We start from the raw sequence: 25,103 nt of genomic DNA, 5'->3' as shown, positions 1-25,103 counted from the left end.
TTAGGCCGTGTAACCCGTTACCGCACTATGATTTTATCAGATAAACGTATTTTAGAAGAAATTGAAAAAGGGCATATCATTATTGAGCCTTTTAAACGCGAGTGTTTGGGTACTAACTCCTACGATGTACACCTGGGTAAGCACCTGGCTACCTATCGTAACCGGGTACTGGATGCTAAAGTACATAACGAAATAGACGCTTTTGAAATTGCTAAAGACGGTTTTGTTTTACAACCTGGCACCTTGTATTTGGGCGTTACGCTTGAATATACCGAAACCCATAAACACGTACCTTTTCTGGAAGGCAAATCGAGCACGGGCCGTTTGGGGATTGATATACATGCCACTGCCGGCAAAGGTGATGTAGGCTTTTGCAACACCTGGACATTGGAAATATCATGTGCCCAACCGGTAAAAATTTATGCGGGCATGCCCATTGGCCAGCTGATATACTTTGTGGTAGAAGGCGATATTGAAACGCTTTACAACACCAAAGGAAACGCTAAGTATAACAATCCTACTACACGCCCGGTAGAAAGTATGATGTGGAAAAATAAATTTTGATTTTGACGTTATTAACTGATAACTAAGTAACTTAATATCAGGTTTTTGTTTGGGATGTTGAAGCATCCCCCTGATAAAAATAATATAGAATTGCCTTTACTATGAATTTTAAAAAACTAACCGTTGGTTTTTTTATTGTGGCTATTACTGCTGTAGCTACAGGTTTTATGGCGTTTGATGAAGACCCCATTATCCAAAAAATAGTTAATCAACTCGAAAAATGGACCGATGACCAGCCCCAGGAAAAAGTGTATTTGCAATTTGACAAGCCTTATTATGGCGTTGGCGATAATATATGGCTCAAAGCCTATGTAACCATTGGCCCCAAACACCAGTTATCGGCGTTAAGCGGCGCTTTGAACGTAGAACTTATTAACGACCAGGATTCGGTTAAACAATGGATTAAACTACCCATAAGCAGTGGTATAGGCTGGGGCGATTTTGCCTTGAGCGATACCTTGCAGGAGGGCAATTACCGCGTAAGGGCTTATACCAACTGGATGCGCAATGCAGGTGAAGATTACTTTTTTGAAAAAACAATAGCCATTGGAAATGCAGCCACCAATACGGTTTTCACTAAAGCAACTTATACTTATAATAAAGTAAATAACGTTCAAAAAGTTGATGCTACAATTAATTATGCCGATTTGGAGAGCGTACCTTACGCAGCTAAAGAAGTAAATTACAGTGTAAGGATTAATGATAAACAGATCCTGAAAAGCAAGGGTATTACTGATAACAAAGGCAACCTGGCCGTAAGCTTTATCAATGCCACGCCCAATGCTGCCTCGTCGGGCATCATTGTTACCAATATTAAAATTGCCGATAAAAAAACGGTCACTAAAAATATCAGCTTTAAAGCGGCATCGGGTCAGGTTAATGTACAGTTTTTCCCGGAGAGTGGCAATATGGTGAACGGCATACGTTCGCGCATGGCATTTAAAGCCGTTGGCCCTAATGGCTTGGGAGTAGATATTAAAGGCGTAATAACTGATAATGAGAACCATGAACTGGCACAATTAAGTACTAAACATTTAGGCATGGGTGTATTTGCCATTACCCCCGAAATGGGAAAGACATACCAGGCTAAAATTACTTATCCCGATGGTTCACAAAACATCATTGCCCTGCCAAAGGCATCAGAGCAAGGGTTTGTACTAACGGTGAACAATGCAGACACCGCAAATGTAACCATCAGGATCAACGGCAGCAGTGCGCTCAGTAATCAAAAAGCTTATGTGGTGGCCCAATCGGCAGGTGCCATAGTTTACGTGGCCAAAAATACGGCGGGTTCTACTTCTTTCAGTGCAACTATCCCTAAAAGCAAGTTTCCATCGGGTATAGCGCAGTTTACGCTCTTTTCGGCCACAGGCGAACCTTTAAATGAGCGTATCGCCTTCATACAACGTAGTGCCGACATCCTTAACCTCAATGTAAGTGCCAACCAAACTACATCGGCAACACGTCAAAAGGTTAAGGTTAGCCTTAACGCGCGCAATAGCAGCGGAAAGCCGGTTATCGGTACTTTTTCGGCCTCAGTAATTGACGAATCGAAAGTACAAACCGATGAGGATGCTGAAACTACGATCCTGTCGCACATCCTCTTAACCGCCGACCTGAAAGGGTATATTGAACAGCCTAACTATTACTTTAACAAGGTAAACGAGAAAACTAATGCCGACCTGGACATTTTGATGATGACCCAGGGCTATCGCCGTTTTGCCTGGAAACCATTGCTGGCCAATCAACTACCGGCACCTGCATTTCAGCCCGAAAAAACATTACAAATATCAGGAACCATCAAAACATCAGGAGGTAAGCCTGTACCTAATGGAAAAATTATGTTGTTAACTACAGCCGGGGGTACCTTTATTATTGATACCGTTGCCGATGCCCAAGGCAGGTTTGCCTTTAAAAACCTGATTTTTAAGGATAGTATTAAGTTTGTTTTACAGGCACGCACTGCAAAAAACAGCAAAAATGTGGAGATCACTTTAGATAATCTCCCTGCGAAAACTACGATAAGGAACAAGAGCTTGCCCGATTTGCAGGTGAACGGTTCGGCAGCGTTAGCGGCTTATTTAAAGTATAGCAAAAAACAGTATGATGAAGAGGCCAAATATGGCTTGGGTAACCACACCATTGTTTTAAAGGAAGTTACCGTTACCGAAAGGCGTAAAACGCAGGTGTCCAATTCATCAAATTTAAATGGCCCGGGCAATGCCGACCAGGTTATAACCAGCGAATTTTTTGATAAGAACGGCTGTATTTCAATTGACCAATGCTTACAGGGCCGGTTATTAGGTGTAATATTCAGGGGCGGAGTGCCATATTCTACCCGTAGCTTTAATACGCCCATGCAAATTATTGTGGACGGGATATATGTTGAAGCCGACTTTTTAACCACTATACCGCCTATGAATATTAGCAGTGTAGAAGTACTGCGTAGTGGTGGAAATACCGCCATTTATGGTAGCCGCGGCGGCGGCGGTGTTATAATTATTAACACCAAACGCGGTGGCGAATTTAATTACAACGCTTCACAGATTTATGCGCCGGGCATTATTACCTACACGCCTAAAGGTTACTACAGTGCGCGTGAATTTTACTCGCCTATATACGATGATCCCAAAACGAATACTGTGCTGGCCGATTTGCGTACTACTATTTTTTGGAAACCCAATTTAATTACAGATGCCGACGGCAATGCCAGCTTTGAATATTTTAACGCGGGCAGCAAAGGCACTTACCGGGTAATTGTTGAAGGTATAAACGATGAGGGTTTTTTAGGCAGGCAGGTGTACCGTTACCAGGTTGAATAAATAACAGCACTTACAGTTTTTACTTAAAGGCCTTTAAATTTAAGGCTTTTAGGTATCTTTGCCACAGATATGCCAACCGAAGTACAGGAAGAAACGCTAACGCTTGAAGAGATACTGGCGAGCCTGAAAGAAATGCACCGCCTTATATTATGGAACGATGACGTGAACTCTTTTGACCACGTGATTTACTGTATGATGAAGTATTTGCAATACTCCGAACCACAATCTGAAAAGATAGCATGGAAGGTGCACAACGAAGGCAAATGCGCCGTACTTGAAGGCTCCTTTACCGAAATGGAAGTTTACCGCAAAATTCTTCAGCAAGAGGGCTTAACCGTTACGGTAGATTAGTTGATTGACTAAGTGGTTGATTGGTTGATAATGCAAGTCAATCACCGCTTTCTTTGTTTCAGGTTTCCTAAATATTCAACAAATCAACTACTCCCTACTCAACCATTCAACCAAAACTAACACTCCGGCAAACTTATGGGGATGTTAATAGCCAGTCCGCCGTCTGAAGTTTCCTTGTATTTGGAGTTCATGTCTAAAGCGGTTTGCCACATAGTTTTAACTACCGCATCCAGGCTTACCTTGGCATTATCGGGGTTAGTTTGCAGGGCCAGTTGCGATGCGGTAATGGCTTTGATAGCCCCCATGGTATTACGCTCGATACAGGGCACTTGTACCAGGCCGCCAATAGGGTCGCAGGTGAGGCCGAGGTGGTGCTCCATCGCAATTTCGGCAGCCATGAGTACCTGACGTTGCGATCCACCTAAACACTCGGTTAAAGCAGCCGCGGCCATAGCCGACGATACACCGATTTCGGCCTGGCAACCACCCATAGCAGCCGATATGGTAGCACCCTTTTTAAAGATACTTCCAACTTCACTGGCAGTTAATAAAAACTGGATGATCTTGTCATCACTGTAAGCATCGCAAAACACCACATAATACATCAGCACTGCCGGTATAACCCCTGCAGCACCATTAGTGGGTGCGGTTACTACCCGGCCAAACGAGGCATTCTCTTCGTTTACGGCCAGGGCAAAGCAGCTTACCCAGTCCAGTATATTCTGAAAACTATTTCCCGTTTGCCGTATCACGCCTATCCACTCGTTAAAGTTTTGGTAGCTTTGGTCGCCTACCAGGCGGCGGTTCAATCCGGCGGCACGGCGGGCTACGTTTAGGCCACCCGGTAAATAGCCGGTAGTGTGGCAGCCCCGGTAAATACATTCTTTTAATACCTGCATTATCTGGAGCAAACCCTCACGGGTTTTGGCTTCCGGGCGCCAGGCCATTTCGTTTTCCATTACCACGTCGGAGATCTTGAGACCTGTTTTGCGGCACCAGTGCAGCAATTCGTTAGCGGTTTCAATAGGGAAAGGCAGGTCAACCTCGGTACCATGATCGTCTTCGGTACCTTCTTTTACCACAAAGCCGCCGCCTATGGAGTAATACGTTTCGGAAACGGCTCTGCCTGTACTTAAAAATGCCTGGAAGGTTACCGCGTTAGGGTGAAAAGGCAAACTCTGGCTGTATAAAAAAAGCAGGTCATCTTCCGCAAAAAAGCTTATTTGTTGCTGCCCGCCCAAAATTAAGTGGTTCGATTGATGGATTTGCTCTATACTGGAATCCAGTTGATCTACCGCGAAGGTTACCGGGTCGTGCCCGCTCAGGCCCAGCAGTATGGCAATATCGGTACCGTGGCCTTTGCCGGTTTTAGCCAGCGAGCCGTAAAGCAATATTTTAATTTGCACTACATCCTGCAGTACGTTTTGCTGCTGCAAAACCTTTACAAACTGCTGTGCCGCGCGCCATGGGCCCAGCGTATGCGAACTGGACGGCCCAATGCCTATTTTAAAAATATCGAATACCGAAATCTGCTCTCTTTGCATGTGGTACAAATTTACGCATAGCAAATTTGGTAACGCTATTGGATAAGTAAAATTATATCTATAATTTATGCCACAAAACAATCACCTAAAAAAAACAAAAAAATGGAAAATTACGATTCATCATCTGCAGCCGTAGGTATCTTTTCGGGTATTTTTGGCTTACTCTACTTGGTCTTTTTGGTCGTAGTAATAGTCGGCCTATGGAAAGTTTTTGAAAAAGCCGGAAAGCCAGGTTGGGCAGCTATTATCCCTATTTACAACTTAATCGTTTTACTCGAAATTGTAGGTAAACCAGTTTGGTGGATAGTGCTATTCTTAATACCATGTGTGAACTTTGTATTTATTATCTGGACATGGAACTTGTTAAGCAAGAGCTTTGGACAAAGCGAAGGTTTTACCGTTGGTATGGTTCTTTTACCATTTGTATTTATACCGATGTTAGGTTTTGGAAACTATACTTATTTAGGCCCTGCCGGCTTAGGTGGTGTAAGTAACTTCAACCGTAACGATTTCCGCGATCCATTTAACAACAATAACAACCCGCCTACCCCTCCAACACAATATTAATTACATGTGGGGTTTTAAAACCATAATTTGCTTTAGCAGCCAGTACGTTATTATCGACTGGCTGCAAAAGCATTTACTACCTTGTCCGTTTAAATATATTACTGGTATTGATTGTCCCGGCTGTGGTTTTCAAAGGGCTGTTGTTCAACTGCTCAAAGGGAATTTAGCCCAAAGCTGGGCACTATATCCGGGTGCCATTCCCTTAATAATTTTAGCCCTTATTTACTGGCTTGATAAGCGATATAATTTCGACCCGAAACAGTACATTAAAACACCTATTGCGGTAGCTACCGGTTGCCTTTTATTGGTAAGCTATGTTATAAAAATGGTTCATTAAAAGCGTTAAAAGGGATTAAACAGTACCACTATTTGCAGTTCTAATTGATTTTTAAAATTGTTAACATTACAATTCAGCTTGTTGTGCTGTTAAGTAATTATAATCCTTCAGTATTATTTCTAAAAATTCCAGGCTATTGATATCTTCTCTTGCCGGAACACTTAAATGCTCTTTTACTCTCTCGGCCATGTTATAAACCACCATGGTATTGCCGGTTTGCATATAAGTGCGTATCACTTCGTGTATCAGTTCAACATCGCGGTCGCTGAGCTGGGTGGCCTGCGGGTACTGGGGTTCGTAGTTTTCTTCTACCGGGTTAAAGGCAATGTGTTCGGCCTGGGTACGCGGTTCGGTTTTTATTAAAGTAGTGCCGGCCACCATATCGCCTACGCGCTGTTTTTTGTCGGATACGGCCACGCTGATTAATCCGCACAGGCTGGAAGTCAAGGTAAAATCTACGATCCTGAACAGCCAGCGCAGTAAATACTGGCTTATGGAGGGTTGGGCACCATCAATACTTACCACTTTAATTTTTCTTAGCCGCTTGCCTACGCTCTGGCCGTTCATAAATACCTCGCAAACCAAATCGTAAAACACATATAACGAAGCGTAAATCACAATCAATACAACAATCATAACATTACTTAACGCTTCATAACCATCGCTCATGAGTATGATGAGCCCTGCCAAAATTATAATCAGGAAGAATATTGCCATGTCAATTAACCGCGCCAGTACGCGGTCGCCCAGGCTGGCTACTTCATAATCAATATCAATATTTTGGGAGGTGTGTACGGTAACGGTTTGCATGCTAACAAATATATAATCAAAACTCTATTTTTAATTGAAAGCTACGGTTTTTCTCTTTATTTTAAGCCAGTTTTAATAATTGACCCAAACCCATGCGCGAACCCTTATTTGTTAAGCAAAATGCCGCCAAATGGAAAAGCTTTGAAGAGGGCATTACCGGTACCCCCGATGAACTGGCCGACCGCTTTATACAAATAACCGACGACCTGGCTTATGGCAAAACCTTTTATCCAAAATCGAAAACCACGGCTTATTTAAACGGGCTTGCTGCCAGCCTGCATCAGTCTATATACAAGAACAAGCGTGTTAAAAGTAATAGGTTTAAGCTATTTTGGTTGTATGAGTTGCCGTTACTGTTTAAAACCTACCACCAGCCACTGTTGTACTCGCTTATCTTTTTTGTGGTTTTTTGCTTATTAGGTGCCCTATCGGCTATGTACGATGATAAGTTTGTTACCCTTATATTAGGCCCCGAGTATGTAAACATGACTAACGAGAACATTGCCAAAGGCGATCCATTCGGCGTTTACAAGTCACACAACGAGTTTACTATGTTTTTCGCCATTGGTGCTAATAATATTTATGTCTCATTTATCACCTTTGTGAGCGGCATATTCGCATCGGTGGGTACGGTGTATTTCCTGCTCCAAAACGGCATTATGCTGGGCTCGTTCGAGTACTACTTTTTTAGCAAAGGGCTGGGCTGGCAATCTATCCTGGTAATCTGGATACACGGTACGCTCGAAATATCATCGATAGTGATTGCTGGCGGGGCCGGCTTAATTATGGGTAATGCATTGCTCTTCCCCAAAACGTATAAACGAATGACCTCGTTTGTAAGAGGGGCTAAAGACGGCATGAAGATAGTAATTGGCCTGGTACCTATATTTATTGTAGCAGCCTTTTTTGAAAGCTTTGTAACCCGCCATACCGAAATGCCTGTATGGCTTAGCCTGAGTATTTTAGGCGGCTCGCTGGCCTTCCTCATTTGGTACGTTATTATTTACCCTAACAAATTATCTAAAAATCCTTCCTTATATGCAGCAGCAACAGAAGATTGAATTAGCTAAAACCCGCGACCTTGGCGAAACCATTAGCGACACCTTTGTATTTGTGAAACAAAACTTTAAACCGTTATTTAAAGCAGTGTTTACTTTTTGCGGCCTGTTATTGTTAGCCACGGCGGTTACTTATTCTTTACAGCAAGTAAAGCTATTTGAATATCAAAAGCGGATTTTTGACAACCAGGGATTTCAGTCTTTTGATACAATGTTTGACCGTTTTGGGATAGAATATTTTTTAAGCATGTTCTTTATCATGCTTAATTATTCGCTCATGACAAATGTTGTTTTAAGCTTTATGGCTTTATATAAACAAAAAGGCAATATCGCCCCTACCAATAATGAACTTTGGGATCATATTAAATATTACTTTATAAGAATATTTGTTGGCACCTTTGTATTGAGTATTTTATCGGTATTGGCTACAGTTTTATGTATTGCTCCGGGCGTATATGTGTCGCCAATATTTGGTTTGGTTTTTCCTATCATTATTATGGAGAATACCAGTTTTACTTATGCCTTTAATCGTAGTTTTAATCTAATTAAGAACAATTGGTGGACTACCTTCGGAACTCTCTTCGTGATGATGCTGATTGTTTATATCGGTTACATGATATTTTCCTTCCCTACAATTATTATTACAGTGATTAATGCTTTAACTCATGGTACTAAAACTGCCGCGACATCGGCACCTGTACTAATTGTAATTACATTAGTGCAGCAGTTAGGTCAGGTTTTGTTTATATTGCTACTGGTTGCATTGGGCCTGTGCTATTACAACTTAAACGAAATTAAAGAAGGCACCGGCCTAAACGACCGCATTAACCAGTTTGGCACCCACCACCCCGATAGTAACTTACCGGCCGAAGAATACTAATTGATGCGCTATATATACCTGCTGTTATTTTTGTTACTTCCCTTGTGTTATGCGCAGGCTGGGCAACCCAATATAAAGGTTAAAGCCAAGGTTGTAAAGTACAAGGTAAAACTGGTTTTGCGTATGGATAGCTCACAAGTTGAGGTACGTACCTTGGATAGTACCCGCATAGCCCAATTTAAAAAACAATCTGATTTTAAATATGATGATGTAGCATCGCAGCCCTCATTATGGAGACGATTTTGGCGCTGGTTCTGGCATTTGTTTGATAATGTGGACTTAAAGACAAAGAGTAGCTTCTTGAACTTTATTGGCGTATTTTTAAAGTACCTGTTTATAGCGTTAGGACTGGCCGCTGTTGTTTTCCTGGTATTAAGAGTACTGGGAGTTGATGTTACCGGCCTGTTTAAACGCAAACCTGCTGATGCCGGCGTACCTTATGCCGAAACCCTGGAAAACATACATGAAATCAATTTCGATACCGATATTGACGCCGCCATTGCCCAACATAACTATCGTTTGGCGGTAAGGCTGCTGTATTTAAAAGCACTAAAGCAACTAAGCGATGCAGGGCTGATACACTGGCAACTGGACAAAACCAATACCGCCTATATTGATGAATTAACCAATCCTCAACAACGCGAAGCCTTTACCGTATTAACCCGGCAGTTTGAGTTTGTTTGGTATGGTGAGTTCACCATTAATGGCCAAGCCTTCCAAAATATTAAGACTTTATTTGCCAACTTTAAACAAACCCTGGCATGAAAGATTTTAAGATCATCACCTGGGCCGGGGCTCTGTTATTAGCAGCCTACCTCATAGCTCAATACAATAAGCCGCTACCGGTTAACTGGGCGCCTACATTATATTATGGCGATAAAATTCCGTTCGGAACTTATATCCTGCACAATCAGTTGGGGGCCTTATATCCCGGCAGTAAGGTAACACGCATTAACGCGCCTGTTTATAATGCGCTGCACAACACAGGCATCAAAGGCAATTATTTTATAGTAGCCCGCACCATTAAGTTGAACAAGTACGATTATAAAGAACTGGTTAAGTTTGTAAAGGCTGGCAATAACGTATTTATGACGGCTTTTAACTGGGATGGTTTTTTAACCGATACCTTACAGTTACGTACCCAGGCCGAATATAATAAAGGTAATGTGGCGCTAAATTTTGTAAACCCCACGCTCGGGCGCTCTACTTATTATCGTTTTCAAAGGGATATTTGCAGTCAGTATTTTAGCCGGTTTGATACTGCTCATGCCGTGGTTATAGGGCAAAATACATTGAAGCACGCTAATTACCTGAGCTTGGCCTTTGGCAAAGGGCATTTATACTTATGTGCCAACCCGCAATTGTTTACCAATTATAGCTTACTTACCCCGCAGGGTGCCAATTATGCCTCCAAAGCCCTATCCTACCTGCCGGTATCACAAAACGTATATTGGGACCAGTATCAAAATAAAGATATTGATGTAGACCAATCGCCGTTGCGGGTAATATTTAGTCATGATAGCTTGCGCTGGGCTTATTATATAGCTTTGATAACCGCCCTCGTATTTGTAATATATGAGGTTAAGCGCCGGCAGCGCATTATCCCGGTTATAGAACCGCTTCAAAACAACACGCTCGATTTTGTAACCGTGGTAGGCCAGGTGTATTATGAGCGGCGCGATAATGGAAACATAGCCCATAAAAAGATCACTTACCTGTTAGAGTACTGGCGCACTAAGTACTACCTTAAAACCACGGTGCTAAACATGGAATTTGTGAACGCGCTGGCACAAAAAACTGGTATAGATCCCGATTTTGCCAAACAGCTAATTAACCTCATCAACTACATACACGTACAGCCCAAGGTGAACGATCAGGAACTGATAGAACTGAATAAGGCTATAGAAAAATTTTATTCCCAATCCCGCTAACTCATGGAAGAAGAAATATTTGAACAAAGAACCGACCTTACTAAACTTAGCCAGGCCGTAGCACAAATTAAAGCCACCATAGGCAGTATTGTGGTTGGTCAGCTTGATACTATTGACCTGCTGATTGCCGGTATTTTGGCCGATGGTCATTTGCTGATAGAAGGTGTGCCCGGCGTAGCCAAAACATTAACTGCCAAGTTAATTGCCCGTGCTATAGACGCGCAGTATTCCCGCATCCAATTCACGCCCGATTTGATGCCGTCGGATGTAATAGGTACTTCGGTGTTTAACCCAAAGACCACCGAGTTTGAGTTTAAACGCGGACCTGTATTCGGCAATATTATACTGATAGATGAGGTGAACCGTGCCCCTGCCAAAACGCAAGCAGCCTTGTTTGAGGTAATGGAAGAGCGTCAAATTACGGTAGATGGTCATCAATATAATCTGGAAGAACCTTTCATCATTTTAGCTACTCAAAACCCGGTTGAACAGGAAGGAACCTATCGGCTTCCCGAGGCCCAGTTAGATCGCTTTTTGTTCAAGATAGAAGTAAAATACCCTACGCTGGAAGATGAGATCGCCATCCTTACCCGCCAGCATCAGCAAAAAACCGCCATACAGCTTACCGATATACAGCCCGTACTTTCGGCACAGGATATTATCAGCATCCGCAAGCAGGTGCGTGAATTGTATGTAGAGCCTAAGATCCTGGAATTTGTAGCTAAAATCATCCACGAAACACGTAACAATAAATCGCTTTACCTGGGTGGATCGCCGCGTGCATCCTTAGCTATCGTGAATGGTGCAAAAGCTTTAGCCGCCATGAAAGGCCGCGACTTTGTAACTCCTGAAGATATTATATGGATAGCTCCTGCTGTGTTAAGGCACCGCCTGATGCTTACCCCCGATAAGGAAATGGAAGGCGTTACCCCCGATGAAGTGGTGGCACAAATTATTCAGAAAATAGAAATACCCCGGTAACACGCGTGAAAAACCTCATTAGCCTGTTTTATACCAACCTGTTTTTAACCCGCCGCTTATTAGCCGGGCTGATAGCCTGTATTGTGTTTTTCCTGTTCCGTTTCTTTTTTGAGTGGCTGGGTTTACTGCCGGAGTTGTTTTTTGGCGCGCTTATGCTACTGGCAATGCTGGATGCGTTGTTACTATACCGTACCCGCAATGGCGTATTTGCCCGCCGCCAGGCTCCCGAGCGCCTCAGTAACGGCGATGATAATGAGCTGGCCGTGTACATCGAGAATTTTTACCCATTTGGCATACAGGCTGGTATTATTGATGAAATACCGCACCAGTTTCAAAAGCGGGATGTGTGGTTTAAAACCAGCATTACATCACGTCAGCATAAACTGATCAGTTATGTATTAAAACCTTTAAAGCGGGGTGAGTATGATTTTGGAATGATCAGGGTATTTGTGCATTCGCCTTTAGGGCTGCTAAGCCGTCGTTATAATTTTGCCGAGCAAGAAGTACTGCCGGTATATCCGTCGTTTCTGCAAATGCGCCAGTATGAGCTCATGGCCATCTCTAACCGGCTGAATGAAATGGGGATCAAAAAGATCCGAAGGCTGGGCAACAGTATGGAGTTTGAGCAAATTAAAACCTACGTACCCGGTGATGACTACCGCAACATTAACTGGAAAGCATCGGCACGGCAGGGCAGTTTAATGACCAATAATTATACCGATGAAAAATCGCAGCAGGTTTATTGCATTATTGATAAATCGCGCGCCATGAAAATGCCTTTTGAGGGGTTAAGCCTGTTGGATTATGCTATTAACGCCAGCCTGGTACTCTCTAATGTGGCTCTGCTAAAACAAGACAAGGCCGGAATCATTACCATTGCCGAAAAAACCGGCGCAATTATACCGGCCGACCGCAAACCGGCGCATATCAATAAAATATTAGAGGTACTTTATAAAGAAAAGACCCGCTACCTGGAAACCAATATGGAAATGCTGTACACCACCGTAAGGCGGGTAATTAAACAGCGCAGCCTGGTAGTTTTGTTTACCAATTATGAAAGCTTATCGTCCTTAAACAGGCACCTCCCATTTTTAAAACGCATTGCCAGTCATCATTTATTGCTGGTGGTGTTTTTTGAGAATACAGAACTTAAAAAACTGAGTCAGGAACCAGCTAAAGATGTGGAAGGTATCTACATAAAGACCATTGCCGAAAAGTTTGCCTACGACAAAAAACTGATTGTTAAGGAACTGGCAAAGCATGGTATTCAATCTATATTAACCTCGCCACAAAACCTCACCATTAACACCGTTAACCGGTATCTGGAGCTGAAAGCCAGGCAGCGGATATAGATCAACTATATTCCCCTCAATACAATGGCCGCTACTTTCCGATGTTTAATGATGAGCTCTTATAATGGTAATTTCAACTATTAAAATTCCGCATTTTTAGGGAATCTTGGGAAAGGGATCACATCGCGGATGTTGCCCATGCCGGTAACGAACAGTACCAAGCGTTCAAAGCCTAAACCAAAACCGGCGTGAGGGCAGCCACCAAAGCGGCGGGTATCCAGGTACCACCAAAGGTCGTCTTTAGGGATGCCTATCTCGTCCATACGCTGTTCCAGTTTATCTAAACGTTCTTCACGTTGCGAACCGCCTACAATTTCGCCAATGCCGGGGAATAAAATATCCATGGCAGCTACGGTTTTGCCATCGTCGTTCTGGCGCATGTAAAAAGATTTGATCTCTTTAGGATAATCGGTCAAAATAACCGGTTTTTTAAAGTGTTTCTCTACCAGGTAACGCTCATGCTCCGATTGCAGATCGGCACCCCAGCCTTCAATCAGGTACTGGAACTTTTTCTTTTTATTAGGTGTCGAATCTTTCAAAATGTCGATAGCCTGGGTGTAGGTTAAACGCTCAAAATCATTATTCAGGCAAAATTGCAGTTTTTCCAGCAAGGTCATTTCCTGGCGTTCCTGTTGTGGTTTGCTCTTGTCCTCTTCGGTTAAACGCTGGGTTAAAAATTCAATATCCTCGCGGTTATGCTCTAAGGCATAGCTAATTACATACTTTAATAATGCTTCGGCCAGGTCCATATTATCGGCCAGGTCGTAAAAAGCCATTTCGGGCTCTATCATCCAAAACTCGGCCAGATGACGGGTAGTGTTGGAGTTTTCGGCACGGAAGGTTGGTCCGAAGGTGTAGATATCGCTCAAAGCCATAGCGCCTAATTCGCCCTCTAACTGGCCCGATACGGTGAGATTGGTAGCACGGCCGAAAAAGTCCTGCTTGTAATCTATTTCGCCACTTTCGGTACGCGGAGGGTTGTTGAGATCGAGGTTGGTTACTTTAAAAGCTTCACCGGCACCTTCCGCATCCGATGCTGTAATTACGGGTGTATGCAAGTACACAAAGCCGCGTTCCTGGAAAAACGTATGCACCGCAAACGATAAACTGTTACGCACCCTGAATATAGCACCGAACGTATTGGTGCGGAAACGCAAGTGAGCAATTTCGCGTAGAAACTCTAAGCTGTGTTTTTTAGGCTGCAGCGGGTATTTTTCCGGGTCGCTGTCACCTAATATTTCAATATGGGTAGCTTTAATATCAACCGCCTGGCCTTTACCTAAACTGGCTACCAGCTTACCGGTCACGCTCAGGGCAGCACCGGTGGTAATGCGTTTTAAAAGGGTTTCGTCGGTGTTCTGAAAATCGACAACAATTTGGATATTGCTATTAGTTGAGCCATCATTTAAAGCGATAAACTGGTTATTACGGAAGGTACGCACCCATCCTTTAACGTTTACTTCCTGGTTTGCCGGTGTAGTTTGCAGCAGTGCTTTAATTTTAATACGATCGCTCATGTTCCATTATTTATGAAGCGCAAAAGTACATATTTGAACTTTATCGCCTATATTAATTGCATTAAAGTGTTCACCCTACTTTACGCACATTTGTAAATGAATAATTATCAGCTTCATGAAATTTTTTATGCCTACGAGGAGGCATACACATCAGATCCGTATTACGTAATTAATTTTATGAAGAAAAATGCGGAGATACTACATCAGGAAAATGATTTTGATGAAATAGCAGATTTGAAAAAGTACTTAGCTATAGTAAGTCAATACATAAAAGCCCTGGTTGATACAGGCCGGTATAACAAGGCCATTGACGAGGCTTTATATTTTCTTCCGGTGATAGAAAAAAATATGATCTATCTCCATATAAACCCGGCAGAAGAGACTTGGTATCTGTCAGTTTGTTTTCAAAAAGGGTATGCACATTATCAACTCAGTGACTACTTTATTGCATTGAAACAGTTTAAAATACTTCTTGAGTTTACACCAGACAGCGATCAGATAAAAATGTGGATTGATCATTCCCGCTATGGTACGTACAAGCGTTATCTGAATTTTATAATCATTATAGCATCGGTTTTAATTTTTTGTCCGATCTTATTCAGAAATGTATTATCGCCGATAATCAAAATAATCATGATCATATCGGGTTTAGTATTGCTGGCATTACATACCTGGTTAGGTTACAGCAATAAAAGCAACAAACGCGTTACTAACTAACTACTGATAGAGGATATTGCTAAAAAAGTCGCCGCTTTTAAAGGTGATCACATCGGTAGCCGGGGCTTTAGGGTTAGCGTTCTTAAATTTAAGGTTAAAGGAGCCTTTCAAAGTTTTATCCTCTTCATCCAAATCGGTAATGGTGATCGTATTAGTGCTTTCGGTAGTTAACACATAAGTATTGGTTACCACATCTAAACCTACAGTGGTTATATAGGCTGTTTTGTTTCTGATGGGTTGGTACTGACCTTCGTTGTTAGCTACCAGGGTAATAATTAAAGTTTCATCGGGCAAAGCGCTGCCTTCGGGAATAGCTTGTGCTTTTATGGTCAGGGTATCGTTATTGGTCTTTTTTAAACTGGTTAAATTAAGTGCAGCCCAGGCTTTATCGTTTTTAGTGGCCTTCATATAGTAATTAATGGTTACTTCGTTTTGGTCTGTTTTTTGGCAAGAAGCAATAAACAATGAAGTAATTAGCAGAGCAGCGATAGTTAATAATTTCATACGCGTTCATCAAATATAATAGCTTATACGTAGTTGTTTATGTAATGGATGTATCTATTTTTAAATTAATAAAATTGACCCTGACGGCGGGTATTTCAAAAGATATTTCTATATTTTTGTTACCTTGTTTTAAAGCATGATCACCAAGGGCACTATAGACAGAATAATGGAAGCCATAGACATTGTCGAGGTAATTGGCGAGTTTGTGCAGTTAAAAAAGCGCGGCGCCAATTTCGTAGGTCTATCGCCTTTTGCTAACGAAAAAACACCTTCGTTCACGGTGTCGCCTGCCAAAGGTATTTTTAAAGATTTTTCTACGGGTAAGGGTGGTTCGGCCGTTACCTTTTTAATGGAACTGGAAAAGTTTACCTATCCCGAAGCGCTTAAATGGCTGGCTAAAAAGTACAACATTGAGGTAGAAGAACTGCTGGACAAGCCCGAAAATGCCGAAGCCAACAACTACCGCGAAAACCTGATGGTGGTAACCAGCTATGCCGCCAGGTTTTTTCAGGAAGCCATGTGGGATACCACCGAAGGTAAAAGCATAGGCCTCAGCTATTTTAAAGAGCGCGGCTTTACCCCGGAGGTGATCAAGAAATTTGAATTGGGTTACTCGCCCGATCATTGGGAGGCTTTCAGTGCCGAAGCTATTAAAAAAGGTTACCAACCTCAGTTCCTGGAAGAAAGCGGCCTCTCGGTTAAACGGGATAATGGTACGTTGTACGACAGGTATCGTGGCCGGGTTATGTTTCCTATACATGGATTTACCGGCAGGGTAATTGCATTTGGTGGGCGCACGCTTAAAACCGATAAGAATGTACCTAAATACGTCAATTCGCCCGAGTCGGAGATCTACCACAAGTCTAATGTGCTTTACGGTTTATTCTTTGCCAAGAAAGCTATTCGCGATGAGGATAACTGCTACCTGGTAGAGGGTTATGCCGATGTGCTTTCGGTACACCAGGCCGGTATTGAAAATGTGGTGGCTTCATCGGGCACCTCATTAACAGTAGAGCAAATCAGGCTCATTGGCCGTTTCACCAAAAATATTACCATATTATATGATGGCGATGCGGCGGGTATCAAGGCCTCGCTACGTGGATTAGACCTTATTTTGGAAGAAGGCCTGAACGTAAAGGTAGTGTCCTTCCCCGATGGGGACGACCCCGATTCGTACGTGCGCAAGGTGGGGAGCAGCGCGTTCAAAGCGCATATCGATCAAAATAAAAAAGATTTCATCCTCTATAAAACCAGCATCTTATTAAAAGAAGCCGGTACCGATCCAATACAACGCGCTAACGTGATCCGCGAAATTGTGGAGAGCATTGCCAAGATCCCTGATTCTATTAAAGCTTCAGTGTTTATACGCGAGTGCAGCCACCAGTTGCAGATAGATGAGCGCGTTTTGCTGACCGAGCTTAACAAAATGAAGCTGGCCAAGAGTAAAAAGGATAGTCAACAGCGGGCAAACTACCAGCAGCTGGAGGAAATGCCCGACGAGCAGCAGTCTTTTGCTGAGCTTGAACCCGAAAATAAACGTGCCGATGCCAGCCTAACGCAGGAGCGGGAGATTATTAGGTTGTTGCTGGTTTATGGTAACCAGATCATTAATTGGGACAACATCGCCAATACTTATATAGGGCCATTTATTGTTGCTGAATTAAGCGATGTAGAATTTGAACAGCCCGATTGCAAGGAGTTTGTAGAGATCTACAAAAACCAGTTAGAGAATGGCGTGTTGCCCGACGAGAAGTTTTTTATTCATTACCCGGCTAAGCACATTGTAGACCTGGCGGTAGACCTGCTGGCCACTAAATATACCCTGAGCGAGAACTGGTATAATATGCATCGTATTTTTATCCATGAAGAGCAGATGAACATGAAGCCAACTATTTTAGGCGCTATCTTTCACCTCAAAAAGCAAAAGGTTGGTAAGATATTAGACCAGTTGCGTTTGGATCTGCAAAGTGCGCAGGAGCCGACCGATCAGGATATAATTATGAGCCAGTACCTGCAAATGAAAAAGATAGAAAAGCATATTGTAGATTATTTAGGTTCGGTTATTATTAAATAATGGCAACTCATAATGATTTAGGCCGCAGGGGAGAGGCTATGGCTAAAGCCCATTTAGAAGCTATCGGCTACGAAATTTTAGACGAGAACTGGACGTTTGGCAAAGCCGAGATCGATTTAATTGCCTATAAAGATCAAACTATTATATTTACCGAGGTTAAAACGCGCACCGGCAACGGCTTTGGCGAACCCGAAGATTTTGTAGATGATCGCAAGCAGAGGTTAATGGCCAGCGCGGCCGACGAATATATTTATTTAATGAACCACCAGGGCGAAGTACGTTTTGATATTGTGGCAATACTTTTTACCGCACAAAACACGTATAGCTTAAAACATATTGAAGATGCCTTTTGGCCGTCGGCCTATTAATGAAATTTAGAATGAAGCATAAATATCTATTTTATATAGCGGTTATATTATTAGCAGCTTACAGTTGTACCCCAAACAATCAATCGGTTAATATTGAGATTAGCCCCGATGCAGGCAGCAATTATAAGCAGGGCGATAAGGTGCATGTAAAAGTGAGCTATCCGGCCAGTTATAAAGCCGATTCGGTGGTGTACCTGTTAGATTCGGCGCGTATTGCCAACCGTAAAGATTCATCCGCGTTCGATTTGTTTACAGATACCTTGGGCCTGGGTGCAAAAACTATTACCGCTAAAATTTACAGCGCCGGTAAGGCCGAAGAGGTAAGCACCAATATTAACCTGCTGGCCGCTAAAGCTCCCGAAAAATACACGTTTGAAGTGGTGAAAACTTTCCCGCACGATACCGCCTCGTTCACCGAAGGATTGGAATATCACGATGGCGTATTATATGAAAGCGATGGCGGCTATTGCAAAGAAGGCCAAAAATCCAGTTTGCGCAAAACAGACCTTAACGGTAAAATACTGCAAAAGGTAGATAATGATTGCGAGACTTTTGCCGAAGGTATTACCGTGATCGATAATAAAGTGATCCAGCTTACTTATCACGAAAAGGTAGGGTATGTATATGATAAGGCCACCCTAAAACTTATATCTAAATTTAACTACACCCAGGGTGCCGAAGGCTGGGGCTTATGTAATGATGGTAAATACCTGTATAATACTACCACTGGTACCAACCAGATATTAGTAATGGATAAAAATAATTACCGCACCGTTAGGGCAATTGAAGTGTATGATGATAAAGGACCTATCAACAACCTGAACGAGTTAGAATATATAGACGGGTTGCTATACGCCAACATTTGGCAAAATAATGATATAGTAGTAATAGACCCTAAAACAGGAGCTGTGCTACGTCGCATCAACCTCACTACATTATTCCCCGAACCACGCCCCGAACCAGCCGACGTATTGAACGGTATAGCCTGGGATGCGGCAGGTAAGCGTATGTTTGTAACAGGTAAGAACTGGCCTAAGGTGTATCAAATCAGAATAATTCCCCAGCCCCCTAAAGGGGGTGTTTAATAAAGATTAGAGATGAGATGCACTGTGTTTGATGCAGTCTTGTTTCTTGTCTCTAATCTTTATTTAGGGATGCTTACCGCCATTCTTTGTATTGATTGATTAAGCCATTGGTTGAGCTGTCATGCGATTCAATGTCGTCGGCTGTTCTGAGCTCAGGTAAAATTTTACCGGCCAGTTGCTTGCCCAGTTCAACACCCCATTGGTCGAAACTGTAAATATTCCAGATAATGCCTTGTACAAATATTTTATGCTCATACATGGCTATTAACGAACCCAGGCTGCGCGGTGTGATTTTCTTCAGCAAAATAGAATTGGTAGGGCGGTTGCCTTCAAACACTTTGAAAGGTGCTAAGGTTTCTATTTCTTCCTCGCTTTTACCGGCGGCTTGTAATTCGGCCACTACTTCGTCATAGGTTTTGCCATTCATCAAAGCTTCGGTTTGGGCAAAAAAGTTAGAAAGTAACAAGGTATGATGTTCGCCAAGCGGGTTGTGCGATTGTGCAGGTGCAATAAAATCGCAAGGAATAATTTTAGTACCCTGGTGAATTAACTGGTAAAAGGCATGCTGGCCATTAGTACCCGGTTCGCCCCATATAATAGGTCCGGTTTGATATTCTATCGGCTCACCGTTACGGTTTACATATTTACCATTGCTTTCCATATCACCTTGCTGAAAGTAAGCAGCAAAGCGGTGCATGTACTGGTCGTAAGGCAAAATTGCCTGGCTTTCGGCACCAAAAAAGTTATTATACCAAATGCCCATTAAAGCAGCAATTACTGGTATGTTCTCTTCAAATTCGGTAGTTTTAAAGTGGTTATCCATAGCATGGGCACCACCTAATAATTCTTCAAAGTTATCAAAGCCTACACTTAAAGCTATCGATAGGCCAATGGCGCTCCATAATGAGTAGCGGCCACCAACCCAATCCCAAAAACCGAACATATTGGCGGTATCTATCCCAAATTTTTCAACTGCGGCGGCATTGGTGCTTAGGGCGGCAAAGTGTTTGGCAATATCAGCTTCGCTGGCACCGGCATCTAAAAACCAAGTGCGGGCACTATTGGCATTGGCCATAGTTTCCTGCGTGGTGAACGTTTTAGAGGCTATCAGGAACAAGGTGGTCTCGGCATCAACACCGCGCAAGGTTTCGGCTATGTGTGTACCGTCAACATTTGATACAAAGTGCAGGTTTAAACGTGTTTTGTACGATTTAAGTGCTTCGGTCACCATCACCGGTCCTAAATCCGATCCGCCTATACCTATGTTTACCACATCAGTAATGGGTTTGCCGGTATAACCTTTCCAGTCGCCGCTAATAACCGATTCGCTGAACTCTTTCATGTGTTGCAGCACGGCATTCACCTCGGGCATTACGTTTTTGCCATTAACTAATACCGGCGTATTACTTTGGTTGCGTAAGGCGGTATGCAGTACGGGGCGTTGCTCGGTAGCGTTAATTACATCACCGTTAAAAAGGGCGGCAATTGCCTCATTTAAACTACATTCCTTTGCTAACTGTATTAATAAAGCTATAGTCTTATCGTCAATCCTGTTTTTAGAATAATCAAATAACAGGTCTTCAAAATAAACTGAAAATTTGCTGAACCTTTCTTTATCCGCAGCAAAAAGGTCTTTAAGATGTGTAACCTCTAATTCCTCGAAATGATCGGTGAGGTATTGGTAGGCCCTGGTGGTAGTAAAATCAATATTTGGCAGCATAATTGATGTATTTAAATACAACCAAAAGTAAGCTTTTAATGTTTGCTTTACCAGCCAAATCTATTTTAAAAATAAGTACTTAATGTTAAAAATACACTATAATCTTAGTGTTTTAAGTACACTTTTGAATTGAGAAAAATTGAATTTTTATGACAATTTATTCTGAAATTCAGAACAATTATTTATTATATTTGGTTTATCGTTAAAATATCAACCGTATTTTCATCATTTTATTAAATCTGCTTAAAACTATTTAGCCATGTTTGAAAAACTTTTTTTGCTTGTAAAAAATAACGCCGGTATGGCTGTTATGAACAATCCGGTAATTCCAGCCGGCTCACGTGAAGCTGTTATAAATGAAGCTTCGAGTTCTATCATCGAAGTTTTAAAAAACCAGATGGAGAGCGGTCATATTAAGGATGTTATCAAATACTTCCAGTTTTCGGGTAGTTATAACGAATCAATGGTGACCAGTATGATCAATAAGTTTGCAAACAGGATTAATAAATTTTACAGCATCGATATGGCTTCGGCCCAGGCAGCAGCCAACTCATTAATTCCTGCTGTAATGAAACAATTGGTTCAGCTGAGCAACAGCAAACAAACCGAAGAATTTGCCTTAGGCACTATGCTCTCACAATTGAATGGTAACCGCGCCGATCTTAATGGCCTGGTAAATAAGTTGATGATAGCCTAATACAAATTTTTTGCAGATATAATAGAAAGGTCCCGATAACATCGGGGCCTTTTTTGTGTTTATTAAATTTTACGAATTAATATATATTTGCCACATGACAAAAGAACAAGTTCAAGACTTGAGGGATAGAGCAGCTTCCCTGAGGAGGCATCTTTGACATCGATAAAAAGCTGGAAGAATTAGCTAAAGAACAGGAAATAACCATAGGCCCCGATTTTTGGAACGCTCCTAAGGAGGCCGAAAAGGTACTGGCATCCATTAAAACCAAAAAGATATGGACGGATGCTTACCAAAAAGTATTAGCCACGGTAGAAGATACCGGTGTGATGTACGAGTTTATACAGAGCGGCGATGCTACCGAAGCAGAAGTAAAACAACAGTTTGACCTGGCTACCAAAGCGGTTGAGGAACTGGAATTTAAAAATATGCTTTCGGCCGAAGAAGATCAGCTGAATGCCGTTTTGCAAATTACCGCCGGTGCCGGTGGTACCGAAAGCTGCGACTGGGCATATATGCTGATGCGCATGTATATGATGTGGGGAGAAAAAAATGGCTACAAGGTAACCGAGCAAGACTCACAAGAGGGCGACGTGGCCGGTATAAAAACCGTTACACTGCAATTCGAGGGCGACTTTTCGTACGGATACCTTAAAGGTGAAAACGGCGTACACCGTTTGGTGCGCGTATCGCCGTTCGATGCCAATGCTAAGCGCCATACCTCCTTTGCATCGGTATATGTTTACCCGTTGGTTGACGATACTATTGAAATTGATGTGAACCCGGCCGATATTGATTTTGAAACCTTCCGTTCGGGTGGTGCAGGCGGCCAAAACGTGAACAAGGTAGAAACTGCCGTACGTTTATACCACAAGCCATCAGGAATTGTGATCAAAAACCAGGAATCGCGCTCACAGTTGCAGAACAAGGAGAACGCTATCCGCTTATTGAAATCGCAGTTATACGAAATTGAGATGCGGAAGCGGATGGAAACCAGCAATGCTATTGAGGGTAACAAGAAGAAAATAGAGTGGGGATCACAGATACGCAACTACGTACTGCACCCTTATAAATTAGTAAAAGATTTACGTACCGATCATGAAACCTCCAACGCCCAGGCTGTATTAGATGGTGATTTGGACGAGTTTTTGAAAGCGTACCTCATGGAATTTGGTGGACCCAAAATTTAAGCACACATGAAAAATATTTTAACCACGTTAGCATTAGCCATTATGGCAAACTTTGCCTTTGCACAAGAAGGAAAAACCGTAGACCTGTACCCAAAAGGTGTACCCGGCTCTAAGAAAACACCGGCTGGCACCTATATCGAAAAAACGGTGAATAGCCGTGCCAGTAAGGTCAGTAACCCGGTACTGATCCCTTTCGTACCCGAAAAGGGAAAAGCTAACGGTGCTGCAATTGTAATTTGTCCGGGTGGAGGATACAGTTTTTTGTCCATGGAAAACGAAGGCTATGCCATAGCGCGTAAGTTTAACGAGATAGGGGTTACCGCGTTCATCCTGAAATACCGGTTACCAAGCGACTCCATAATGGTGGACAAAACCATTGGGCCGTTGCAGGATGCGCAGCGTGCCATACAACTTATACGGCAGCGGGCACAAGAGTGGGGCGTTGATGCTGGTAAGGTAGGGATCATCGGCTTTTCAGCCGGTGGGCACCTGGCTTCAACAGCCTTAACTCATTTTGATAAAGCGGTGATTGATAATAAAGACAATATTAACCTACGCCCCGATTTCGGCGTGCTATTATACCCGGTAGTGAACCTGGCCGAACTGGCTCACAAAGGTTCGAAAGATAACCTGCTGGGCAAATCACCAAGCCAGGAAATGATAGACCTGTATTCCAACGAAAAACAGGTAACCTCCAATACACCGCCCACCTTTTTAGTACATGCCGAAGATGACAAGACCGTACCGGTAATGAATAGCGTTGTGTTTTATCAGGCCATGGTAAAAGCCGGTGTTAAGGGAGAGTTGCATACTTACCAGGCCGGTGGTCACGGGTTTGGTTTAAACAATAAAACCACTAAAGACCAATGGTTCGACCGTTGCGCGAACTGGATGGATGCTAATGGTTGGTTAGCGGCGAAATAAGTTATATATTTGAAATAGGCGCTACAATTAAACTTATTTGATATCATTATGCTTACTAATGTAGAGGTTGAAAATAAATTACGGCATATAAAACCGGATATAGTTGATAGATTTAAGGTAAGCAGGATAGGTTATTTTGGCTCTTATGCTAAGGGTGTTCAAAACAATGATAGCGACCTGGATATAATAGTTGAGTTTTCGCAACCTGTAGGATGGAGCTTTTTTACCTTAGAGAAATATTTGGAGCAAACCTTGGGTATAAAGGTAGATCTTGTAACCGAAGGTGCATTAAAAGAACGTATTAAGGATTCAATACTTAATCAAGTTAAATACATTTGAAAGCGAGCGAAAGAGATCCGATCTTGTACCTTCAGGATATGCAGTTATCAATGGAAAGGTTGAAAGAGTACACAGATAGCCTTAATTTCGATAGCTTTAAGTTAGATTATAAAACAGTAGATGCGGTAATAAGAAATTTCGAAATAATAGGTGAGGCTTCAAAGAATTTACCCAAATCAATAAAGGATAAATATTCACATGTTCCTTGGGAAGAAATGTATCGGTTAAGAAATTTGATTAGTCACGAATACTTCGGAATTGATTATGAAATAATTTGGTTGATAGTTACCCGCCAATTACCTCAAAATCGTGAGGATATTAAGCAAATAATTATAAATGAGGGGTAAGTGTGCTATTAAATGTTGATGCCAGTACAATTGTATTTATTCTTTTTATATTTATTATAGTTGTAATTTTTGCTGCAATCCCCGTTGTTTTAAGCGTGTTATTTTATAAGTGGCTTACACGATTAGGATATAAAATTATAGCAATAGCAGTGTTGGTGCCCATTTATGTTTGGCTCGCTTATTCCATATATACAGCAATTTATCCTACTGATGAATTTTATTACGAAGAGTTTAAAACGGTTACATTAAGGAAGATACCTAAATCTGCTGTCATTGTCAAAAAAACTGCATCTTATCCTGATTTTCACGGCGACTATATTTCCGTTTCGAGTATCAAGCTTGCAAAAGAGGATTATAACACACTGTTAAATGCTTTAAAAGCAGATAAACGCTTACACAAAGAGAGATTATAGGCTCTGCCGAACTT

Annotated in this window: 26 protein-coding genes; 21 read left to right on the top strand and 5 right to left on the bottom strand. The window is 42.3% G+C overall.

Going from position 1 to position 25,103, the window contains the following annotated elements:
- The first annotated feature begins 27 nt into the window (after positions 1-27).
- The 3 genes from dcd to ACFQ3S_RS16815 all read left to right on the top strand — a co-directional run bounded on the left by dcd (position 28) and on the right by ACFQ3S_RS16815 (position 3,737).
- Positions 28-564 (top strand): dCTP deaminase, encoded by a 537-nt coding sequence (gene dcd / locus ACFQ3S_RS16825; protein ID WP_377166592.1) that lies wholly within the window; start codon positions 28-30, stop codon positions 562-564.
- Positions 565-665: 101 nt separating this feature from the next.
- On the top strand, positions 666-3,386 hold the full coding sequence (locus tag ACFQ3S_RS16820; RefSeq protein WP_377166590.1) for a TonB-dependent receptor plug domain-containing protein: 2,721 nt from the start codon (positions 666-668) through the stop codon (positions 3,384-3,386).
- A 69-nt stretch (positions 3,387-3,455) separates the two neighbouring features.
- Positions 3,456-3,737 carry an ATP-dependent Clp protease adaptor ClpS gene (locus tag ACFQ3S_RS16815; protein ID WP_377166588.1) on the top strand — a complete coding sequence of 94 codons (282 nt, stop codon included), beginning with the start codon at positions 3,456-3,458 and terminating at the stop codon, positions 3,735-3,737.
- A gap of 116 nt (positions 3,738-3,853) precedes the next feature.
- Here ACFQ3S_RS16815 and ACFQ3S_RS16810 read toward each other — a convergent pair whose 3' ends face one another.
- Entirely contained in the window at positions 3,854-5,281 is a 1,428-nt protein-coding gene (locus tag ACFQ3S_RS16810) for an L-serine ammonia-lyase (protein ID WP_377166586.1), read from the bottom strand.
- 102 nt (positions 5,282-5,383) lie between these two features.
- On the opposite strand from ACFQ3S_RS16810, the gene ACFQ3S_RS16805 reads away from it, so the two are divergent.
- Positions 5,384-5,848 (top strand): DUF5684 domain-containing protein, encoded by a 465-nt coding sequence (locus ACFQ3S_RS16805; protein ID WP_377166584.1) that lies wholly within the window; start codon positions 5,384-5,386, stop codon positions 5,846-5,848.
- Between the two features lie 4 nt (positions 5,849-5,852).
- Positions 5,853-6,185, top strand: coding sequence for a DUF2752 domain-containing protein (locus ACFQ3S_RS16800; protein WP_377166583.1), 333 nt, complete (start codon positions 5,853-5,855; stop codon positions 6,183-6,185).
- 66 nt (positions 6,186-6,251) lie between these two features.
- Here the strand turns inward: ACFQ3S_RS16800 and ACFQ3S_RS16795 are convergent, their stop codons facing one another.
- Positions 6,252-6,995: an RDD family protein gene (locus ACFQ3S_RS16795; protein WP_377166582.1), complete on the bottom strand. Its 744-nt coding sequence runs from the start codon at positions 6,993-6,995 to the stop codon at positions 6,252-6,254.
- A 92-nt stretch (positions 6,996-7,087) separates the two neighbouring features.
- Between ACFQ3S_RS16795 and ACFQ3S_RS16790 the strand changes: the two genes are divergently transcribed.
- From ACFQ3S_RS16790 to ACFQ3S_RS16765, 6 genes are read left to right on the top strand one after another with little or no spacing between them, the layout of a single operon-like run.
- Positions 7,088-8,056: a stage II sporulation protein M gene (locus ACFQ3S_RS16790; protein ID WP_377166580.1), complete on the top strand. Its 969-nt coding sequence runs from the start codon at positions 7,088-7,090 to the stop codon at positions 8,054-8,056.
- The gene (locus ACFQ3S_RS16785) at positions 8,034-8,933 is read left to right on the top strand and encodes a hypothetical protein (protein ID WP_377166578.1); all 900 of its coding nucleotides are present in this window, start codon (positions 8,034-8,036) and stop codon (positions 8,931-8,933) included. Before ACFQ3S_RS16790 ends, ACFQ3S_RS16785 begins: the two co-directional genes overlap by 23 nt.
- A gap of 3 nt (positions 8,934-8,936) precedes the next feature.
- Positions 8,937-9,698, top strand: coding sequence for a DUF4129 domain-containing protein (locus ACFQ3S_RS16780; RefSeq protein ID WP_377166576.1), 762 nt, complete (start codon positions 8,937-8,939; stop codon positions 9,696-9,698).
- Positions 9,695-10,864, top strand: coding sequence for a DUF4350 domain-containing protein (locus ACFQ3S_RS16775; RefSeq protein ID WP_377166574.1), 1,170 nt, complete (start codon positions 9,695-9,697; stop codon positions 10,862-10,864). The genes ACFQ3S_RS16780 and ACFQ3S_RS16775 overlap by 4 nt, the downstream gene beginning before the upstream one ends.
- A 3-nt stretch (positions 10,865-10,867) precedes the next feature.
- Positions 10,868-11,845, top strand: a complete 978-nt coding sequence (locus tag ACFQ3S_RS16770; protein ID WP_377166572.1) for an AAA family ATPase — start codon at positions 10,868-10,870, stop codon at positions 11,843-11,845.
- Positions 11,846-11,850: 5 nt separating this feature from the next.
- Positions 11,851-13,197 carry a DUF58 domain-containing protein gene (locus ACFQ3S_RS16765; protein ID WP_377166570.1) on the top strand — a complete coding sequence of 449 codons (1,347 nt, stop codon included), beginning with the start codon at positions 11,851-11,853 and terminating at the stop codon, positions 13,195-13,197.
- An 80-nt stretch (positions 13,198-13,277) separates the two neighbouring features.
- Here the strand turns inward: ACFQ3S_RS16765 and asnS are convergent, their stop codons facing one another.
- Positions 13,278-14,714, bottom strand: coding sequence for an asparagine--tRNA ligase (asnS, locus tag ACFQ3S_RS16760; RefSeq protein WP_377166568.1), 1,437 nt, complete (start codon positions 14,712-14,714; stop codon positions 13,278-13,280).
- Positions 14,715-14,810: 96 nt separating this feature from the next.
- Between asnS and ACFQ3S_RS16755 the strand changes: the two genes are divergently transcribed.
- Entirely contained in the window at positions 14,811-15,431 is a 621-nt protein-coding gene (locus ACFQ3S_RS16755; protein WP_377166566.1) for a hypothetical protein, read from the top strand.
- Here the strand turns inward: ACFQ3S_RS16755 and ACFQ3S_RS16750 are convergent, their stop codons facing one another.
- On the bottom strand, positions 15,432-15,935 hold the full coding sequence (locus ACFQ3S_RS16750; protein ID WP_377166564.1) for a DUF6252 family protein: 504 nt from the start codon (positions 15,933-15,935) through the stop codon (positions 15,432-15,434). It lies immediately after the preceding gene.
- A 136-nt stretch (positions 15,936-16,071) separates the two neighbouring features.
- On the opposite strand from ACFQ3S_RS16750, the gene dnaG reads away from it, so the two are divergent.
- From dnaG to ACFQ3S_RS16735, 3 genes are read left to right on the top strand one after another with little or no spacing between them, the layout of a single operon-like run.
- Positions 16,072-18,009, top strand: coding sequence for a DNA primase (dnaG, locus tag ACFQ3S_RS16745; RefSeq protein ID WP_377166562.1), 1,938 nt, complete (start codon positions 16,072-16,074; stop codon positions 18,007-18,009).
- On the top strand, positions 18,009-18,377 hold the full coding sequence (locus ACFQ3S_RS16740) for a YraN family protein (protein ID WP_377166560.1): 369 nt from the start codon (positions 18,009-18,011) through the stop codon (positions 18,375-18,377). Before dnaG ends, ACFQ3S_RS16740 begins: the two co-directional genes overlap by 1 nt.
- An 11-nt stretch (positions 18,378-18,388) precedes the next feature.
- Complete coding sequence (locus tag ACFQ3S_RS16735; RefSeq protein WP_377166558.1) at positions 18,389-19,462, top strand: glutaminyl-peptide cyclotransferase; 1,074 nt, start codon at positions 18,389-18,391, stop codon at positions 19,460-19,462.
- Between the two features lie 73 nt (positions 19,463-19,535).
- Here ACFQ3S_RS16735 and pgi read toward each other — a convergent pair whose 3' ends face one another.
- On the bottom strand, positions 19,536-21,182 hold the full coding sequence (pgi, locus tag ACFQ3S_RS16730; RefSeq protein ID WP_377166556.1) for a glucose-6-phosphate isomerase: 1,647 nt from the start codon (positions 21,180-21,182) through the stop codon (positions 19,536-19,538).
- Between the two features lie 259 nt (positions 21,183-21,441).
- Between pgi and ACFQ3S_RS16725 the strand changes: the two genes are divergently transcribed.
- From ACFQ3S_RS16725 to ACFQ3S_RS16700, 6 genes are all read left to right on the top strand, one after another.
- Entirely contained in the window at positions 21,442-21,879 is a 438-nt protein-coding gene (locus ACFQ3S_RS16725) for a hypothetical protein (RefSeq protein ID WP_377166554.1), read from the top strand.
- 94 nt (positions 21,880-21,973) lie between these two features.
- Positions 21,974-23,066 (top strand): peptide chain release factor 2 gene (prfB, locus tag ACFQ3S_RS16720; RefSeq protein WP_377166552.1). Its coding sequence is split into 2 segments (ribosomal slippage): positions 21,974-22,033 and positions 22,035-23,066, totalling 1,092 coding nucleotides; the frame shifts between segments, so codons are not numbered across the junction.
- 6 nt (positions 23,067-23,072) lie between these two features.
- The gene (locus ACFQ3S_RS16715) at positions 23,073-23,990 is read left to right on the top strand and encodes an alpha/beta hydrolase (protein ID WP_377166550.1); all 918 of its coding nucleotides are present in this window, start codon (positions 23,073-23,075) and stop codon (positions 23,988-23,990) included.
- A 48-nt stretch (positions 23,991-24,038) separates the two neighbouring features.
- Entirely contained in the window at positions 24,039-24,329 is a 291-nt protein-coding gene (locus ACFQ3S_RS16710; RefSeq protein WP_377166548.1) for a nucleotidyltransferase family protein, read from the top strand.
- A gap of 50 nt (positions 24,330-24,379) precedes the next feature.
- Positions 24,380-24,676 (top strand): HepT-like ribonuclease domain-containing protein, encoded by a 297-nt coding sequence (locus tag ACFQ3S_RS16705; RefSeq protein ID WP_377166546.1) that lies wholly within the window; start codon positions 24,380-24,382, stop codon positions 24,674-24,676.
- Positions 24,677-24,678: 2 nt separating this feature from the next.
- Positions 24,679-25,089: a hypothetical protein gene (locus tag ACFQ3S_RS16700; protein WP_377166544.1), complete on the top strand. Its 411-nt coding sequence runs from the start codon at positions 24,679-24,681 to the stop codon at positions 25,087-25,089.
- Positions 25,090-25,103: the final 14 nt, after the last annotated feature.

Source organism: Mucilaginibacter terrae (assembly GCF_042679325.1).
In the GTDB taxonomy this organism is placed as follows: Bacteria; Bacteroidota; Bacteroidia; order Sphingobacteriales; family Sphingobacteriaceae; genus Mucilaginibacter; species Mucilaginibacter terrae.
Note: the sequence above shows the minus strand (reverse complement) of the source record. Positions and strands in the feature narration are given on the sequence as shown.

Excerpts from the sequence above, each read along its gene's own strand:
- ACFQ3S_RS16810 (WP_377166586.1), bottom strand. The coding sequence starts at position 5,281 with ATGCAAAGAGAGCAGATTTCGGTATTCGATATTTTTAAAATAGGCATT.
- dnaG (WP_377166562.1), top strand. The coding sequence starts at position 16,072 with ATGATCACCAAGGGCACTATAGACAGAATAATGGAAGCCATAGACATT.
- ACFQ3S_RS16780 (WP_377166576.1), top strand. The coding sequence starts at position 8,937 with ATGCGCTATATATACCTGCTGTTATTTTTGTTACTTCCCTTGTGTTAT.
- ACFQ3S_RS16795 (WP_377166582.1), bottom strand. The coding sequence starts at position 6,995 with ATGCAAACCGTTACCGTACACACCTCCCAAAATATTGATATTGATTAT.
- ACFQ3S_RS16785 (WP_377166578.1), top strand. The coding sequence starts at position 8,034 with ATGCAGCAGCAACAGAAGATTGAATTAGCTAAAACCCGCGACCTTGGC.
- ACFQ3S_RS16820 (WP_377166590.1), top strand. The coding sequence starts at position 666 with ATGAATTTTAAAAAACTAACCGTTGGTTTTTTTATTGTGGCTATTACT.
- dcd (WP_377166592.1), top strand. The coding sequence starts at position 28 with ATGATTTTATCAGATAAACGTATTTTAGAAGAAATTGAAAAAGGGCAT.
- ACFQ3S_RS16750 (WP_377166564.1), bottom strand. The coding sequence starts at position 15,935 with ATGAAATTATTAACTATCGCTGCTCTGCTAATTACTTCATTGTTTATT.
- ACFQ3S_RS16705 (WP_377166546.1), top strand. The coding sequence starts at position 24,380 with ATGGAAAGGTTGAAAGAGTACACAGATAGCCTTAATTTCGATAGCTTT.
- ACFQ3S_RS16800 (WP_377166583.1), top strand. The coding sequence starts at position 5,853 with ATGTGGGGTTTTAAAACCATAATTTGCTTTAGCAGCCAGTACGTTATT.
- ACFQ3S_RS16755 (WP_377166566.1), top strand. The coding sequence starts at position 14,811 with ATGAATAATTATCAGCTTCATGAAATTTTTTATGCCTACGAGGAGGCA.
- ACFQ3S_RS16715 (WP_377166550.1), top strand. The coding sequence starts at position 23,073 with ATGAAAAATATTTTAACCACGTTAGCATTAGCCATTATGGCAAACTTT.
- ACFQ3S_RS16815 (WP_377166588.1), top strand. The coding sequence starts at position 3,456 with ATGCCAACCGAAGTACAGGAAGAAACGCTAACGCTTGAAGAGATACTG.
- ACFQ3S_RS16710 (WP_377166548.1), top strand. The coding sequence starts at position 24,039 with ATGCTTACTAATGTAGAGGTTGAAAATAAATTACGGCATATAAAACCG.
- ACFQ3S_RS16775 (WP_377166574.1), top strand. The coding sequence starts at position 9,695 with ATGAAAGATTTTAAGATCATCACCTGGGCCGGGGCTCTGTTATTAGCA.
- ACFQ3S_RS16735 (WP_377166558.1), top strand. The coding sequence starts at position 18,389 with ATGAAGCATAAATATCTATTTTATATAGCGGTTATATTATTAGCAGCT.
- ACFQ3S_RS16805 (WP_377166584.1), top strand. The coding sequence starts at position 5,384 with ATGGAAAATTACGATTCATCATCTGCAGCCGTAGGTATCTTTTCGGGT.
- pgi (WP_377166556.1), bottom strand. The coding sequence starts at position 21,182 with ATGCTGCCAAATATTGATTTTACTACCACCAGGGCCTACCAATACCTC.
- ACFQ3S_RS16770 (WP_377166572.1), top strand. The coding sequence starts at position 10,868 with ATGGAAGAAGAAATATTTGAACAAAGAACCGACCTTACTAAACTTAGC.
- ACFQ3S_RS16725 (WP_377166554.1), top strand. The coding sequence starts at position 21,442 with ATGTTTGAAAAACTTTTTTTGCTTGTAAAAAATAACGCCGGTATGGCT.
- ACFQ3S_RS16790 (WP_377166580.1), top strand. The coding sequence starts at position 7,088 with ATGCGCGAACCCTTATTTGTTAAGCAAAATGCCGCCAAATGGAAAAGC.
- asnS (WP_377166568.1), bottom strand. The coding sequence starts at position 14,714 with ATGAGCGATCGTATTAAAATTAAAGCACTGCTGCAAACTACACCGGCA.
- ACFQ3S_RS16740 (WP_377166560.1), top strand. The coding sequence starts at position 18,009 with ATGGCAACTCATAATGATTTAGGCCGCAGGGGAGAGGCTATGGCTAAA.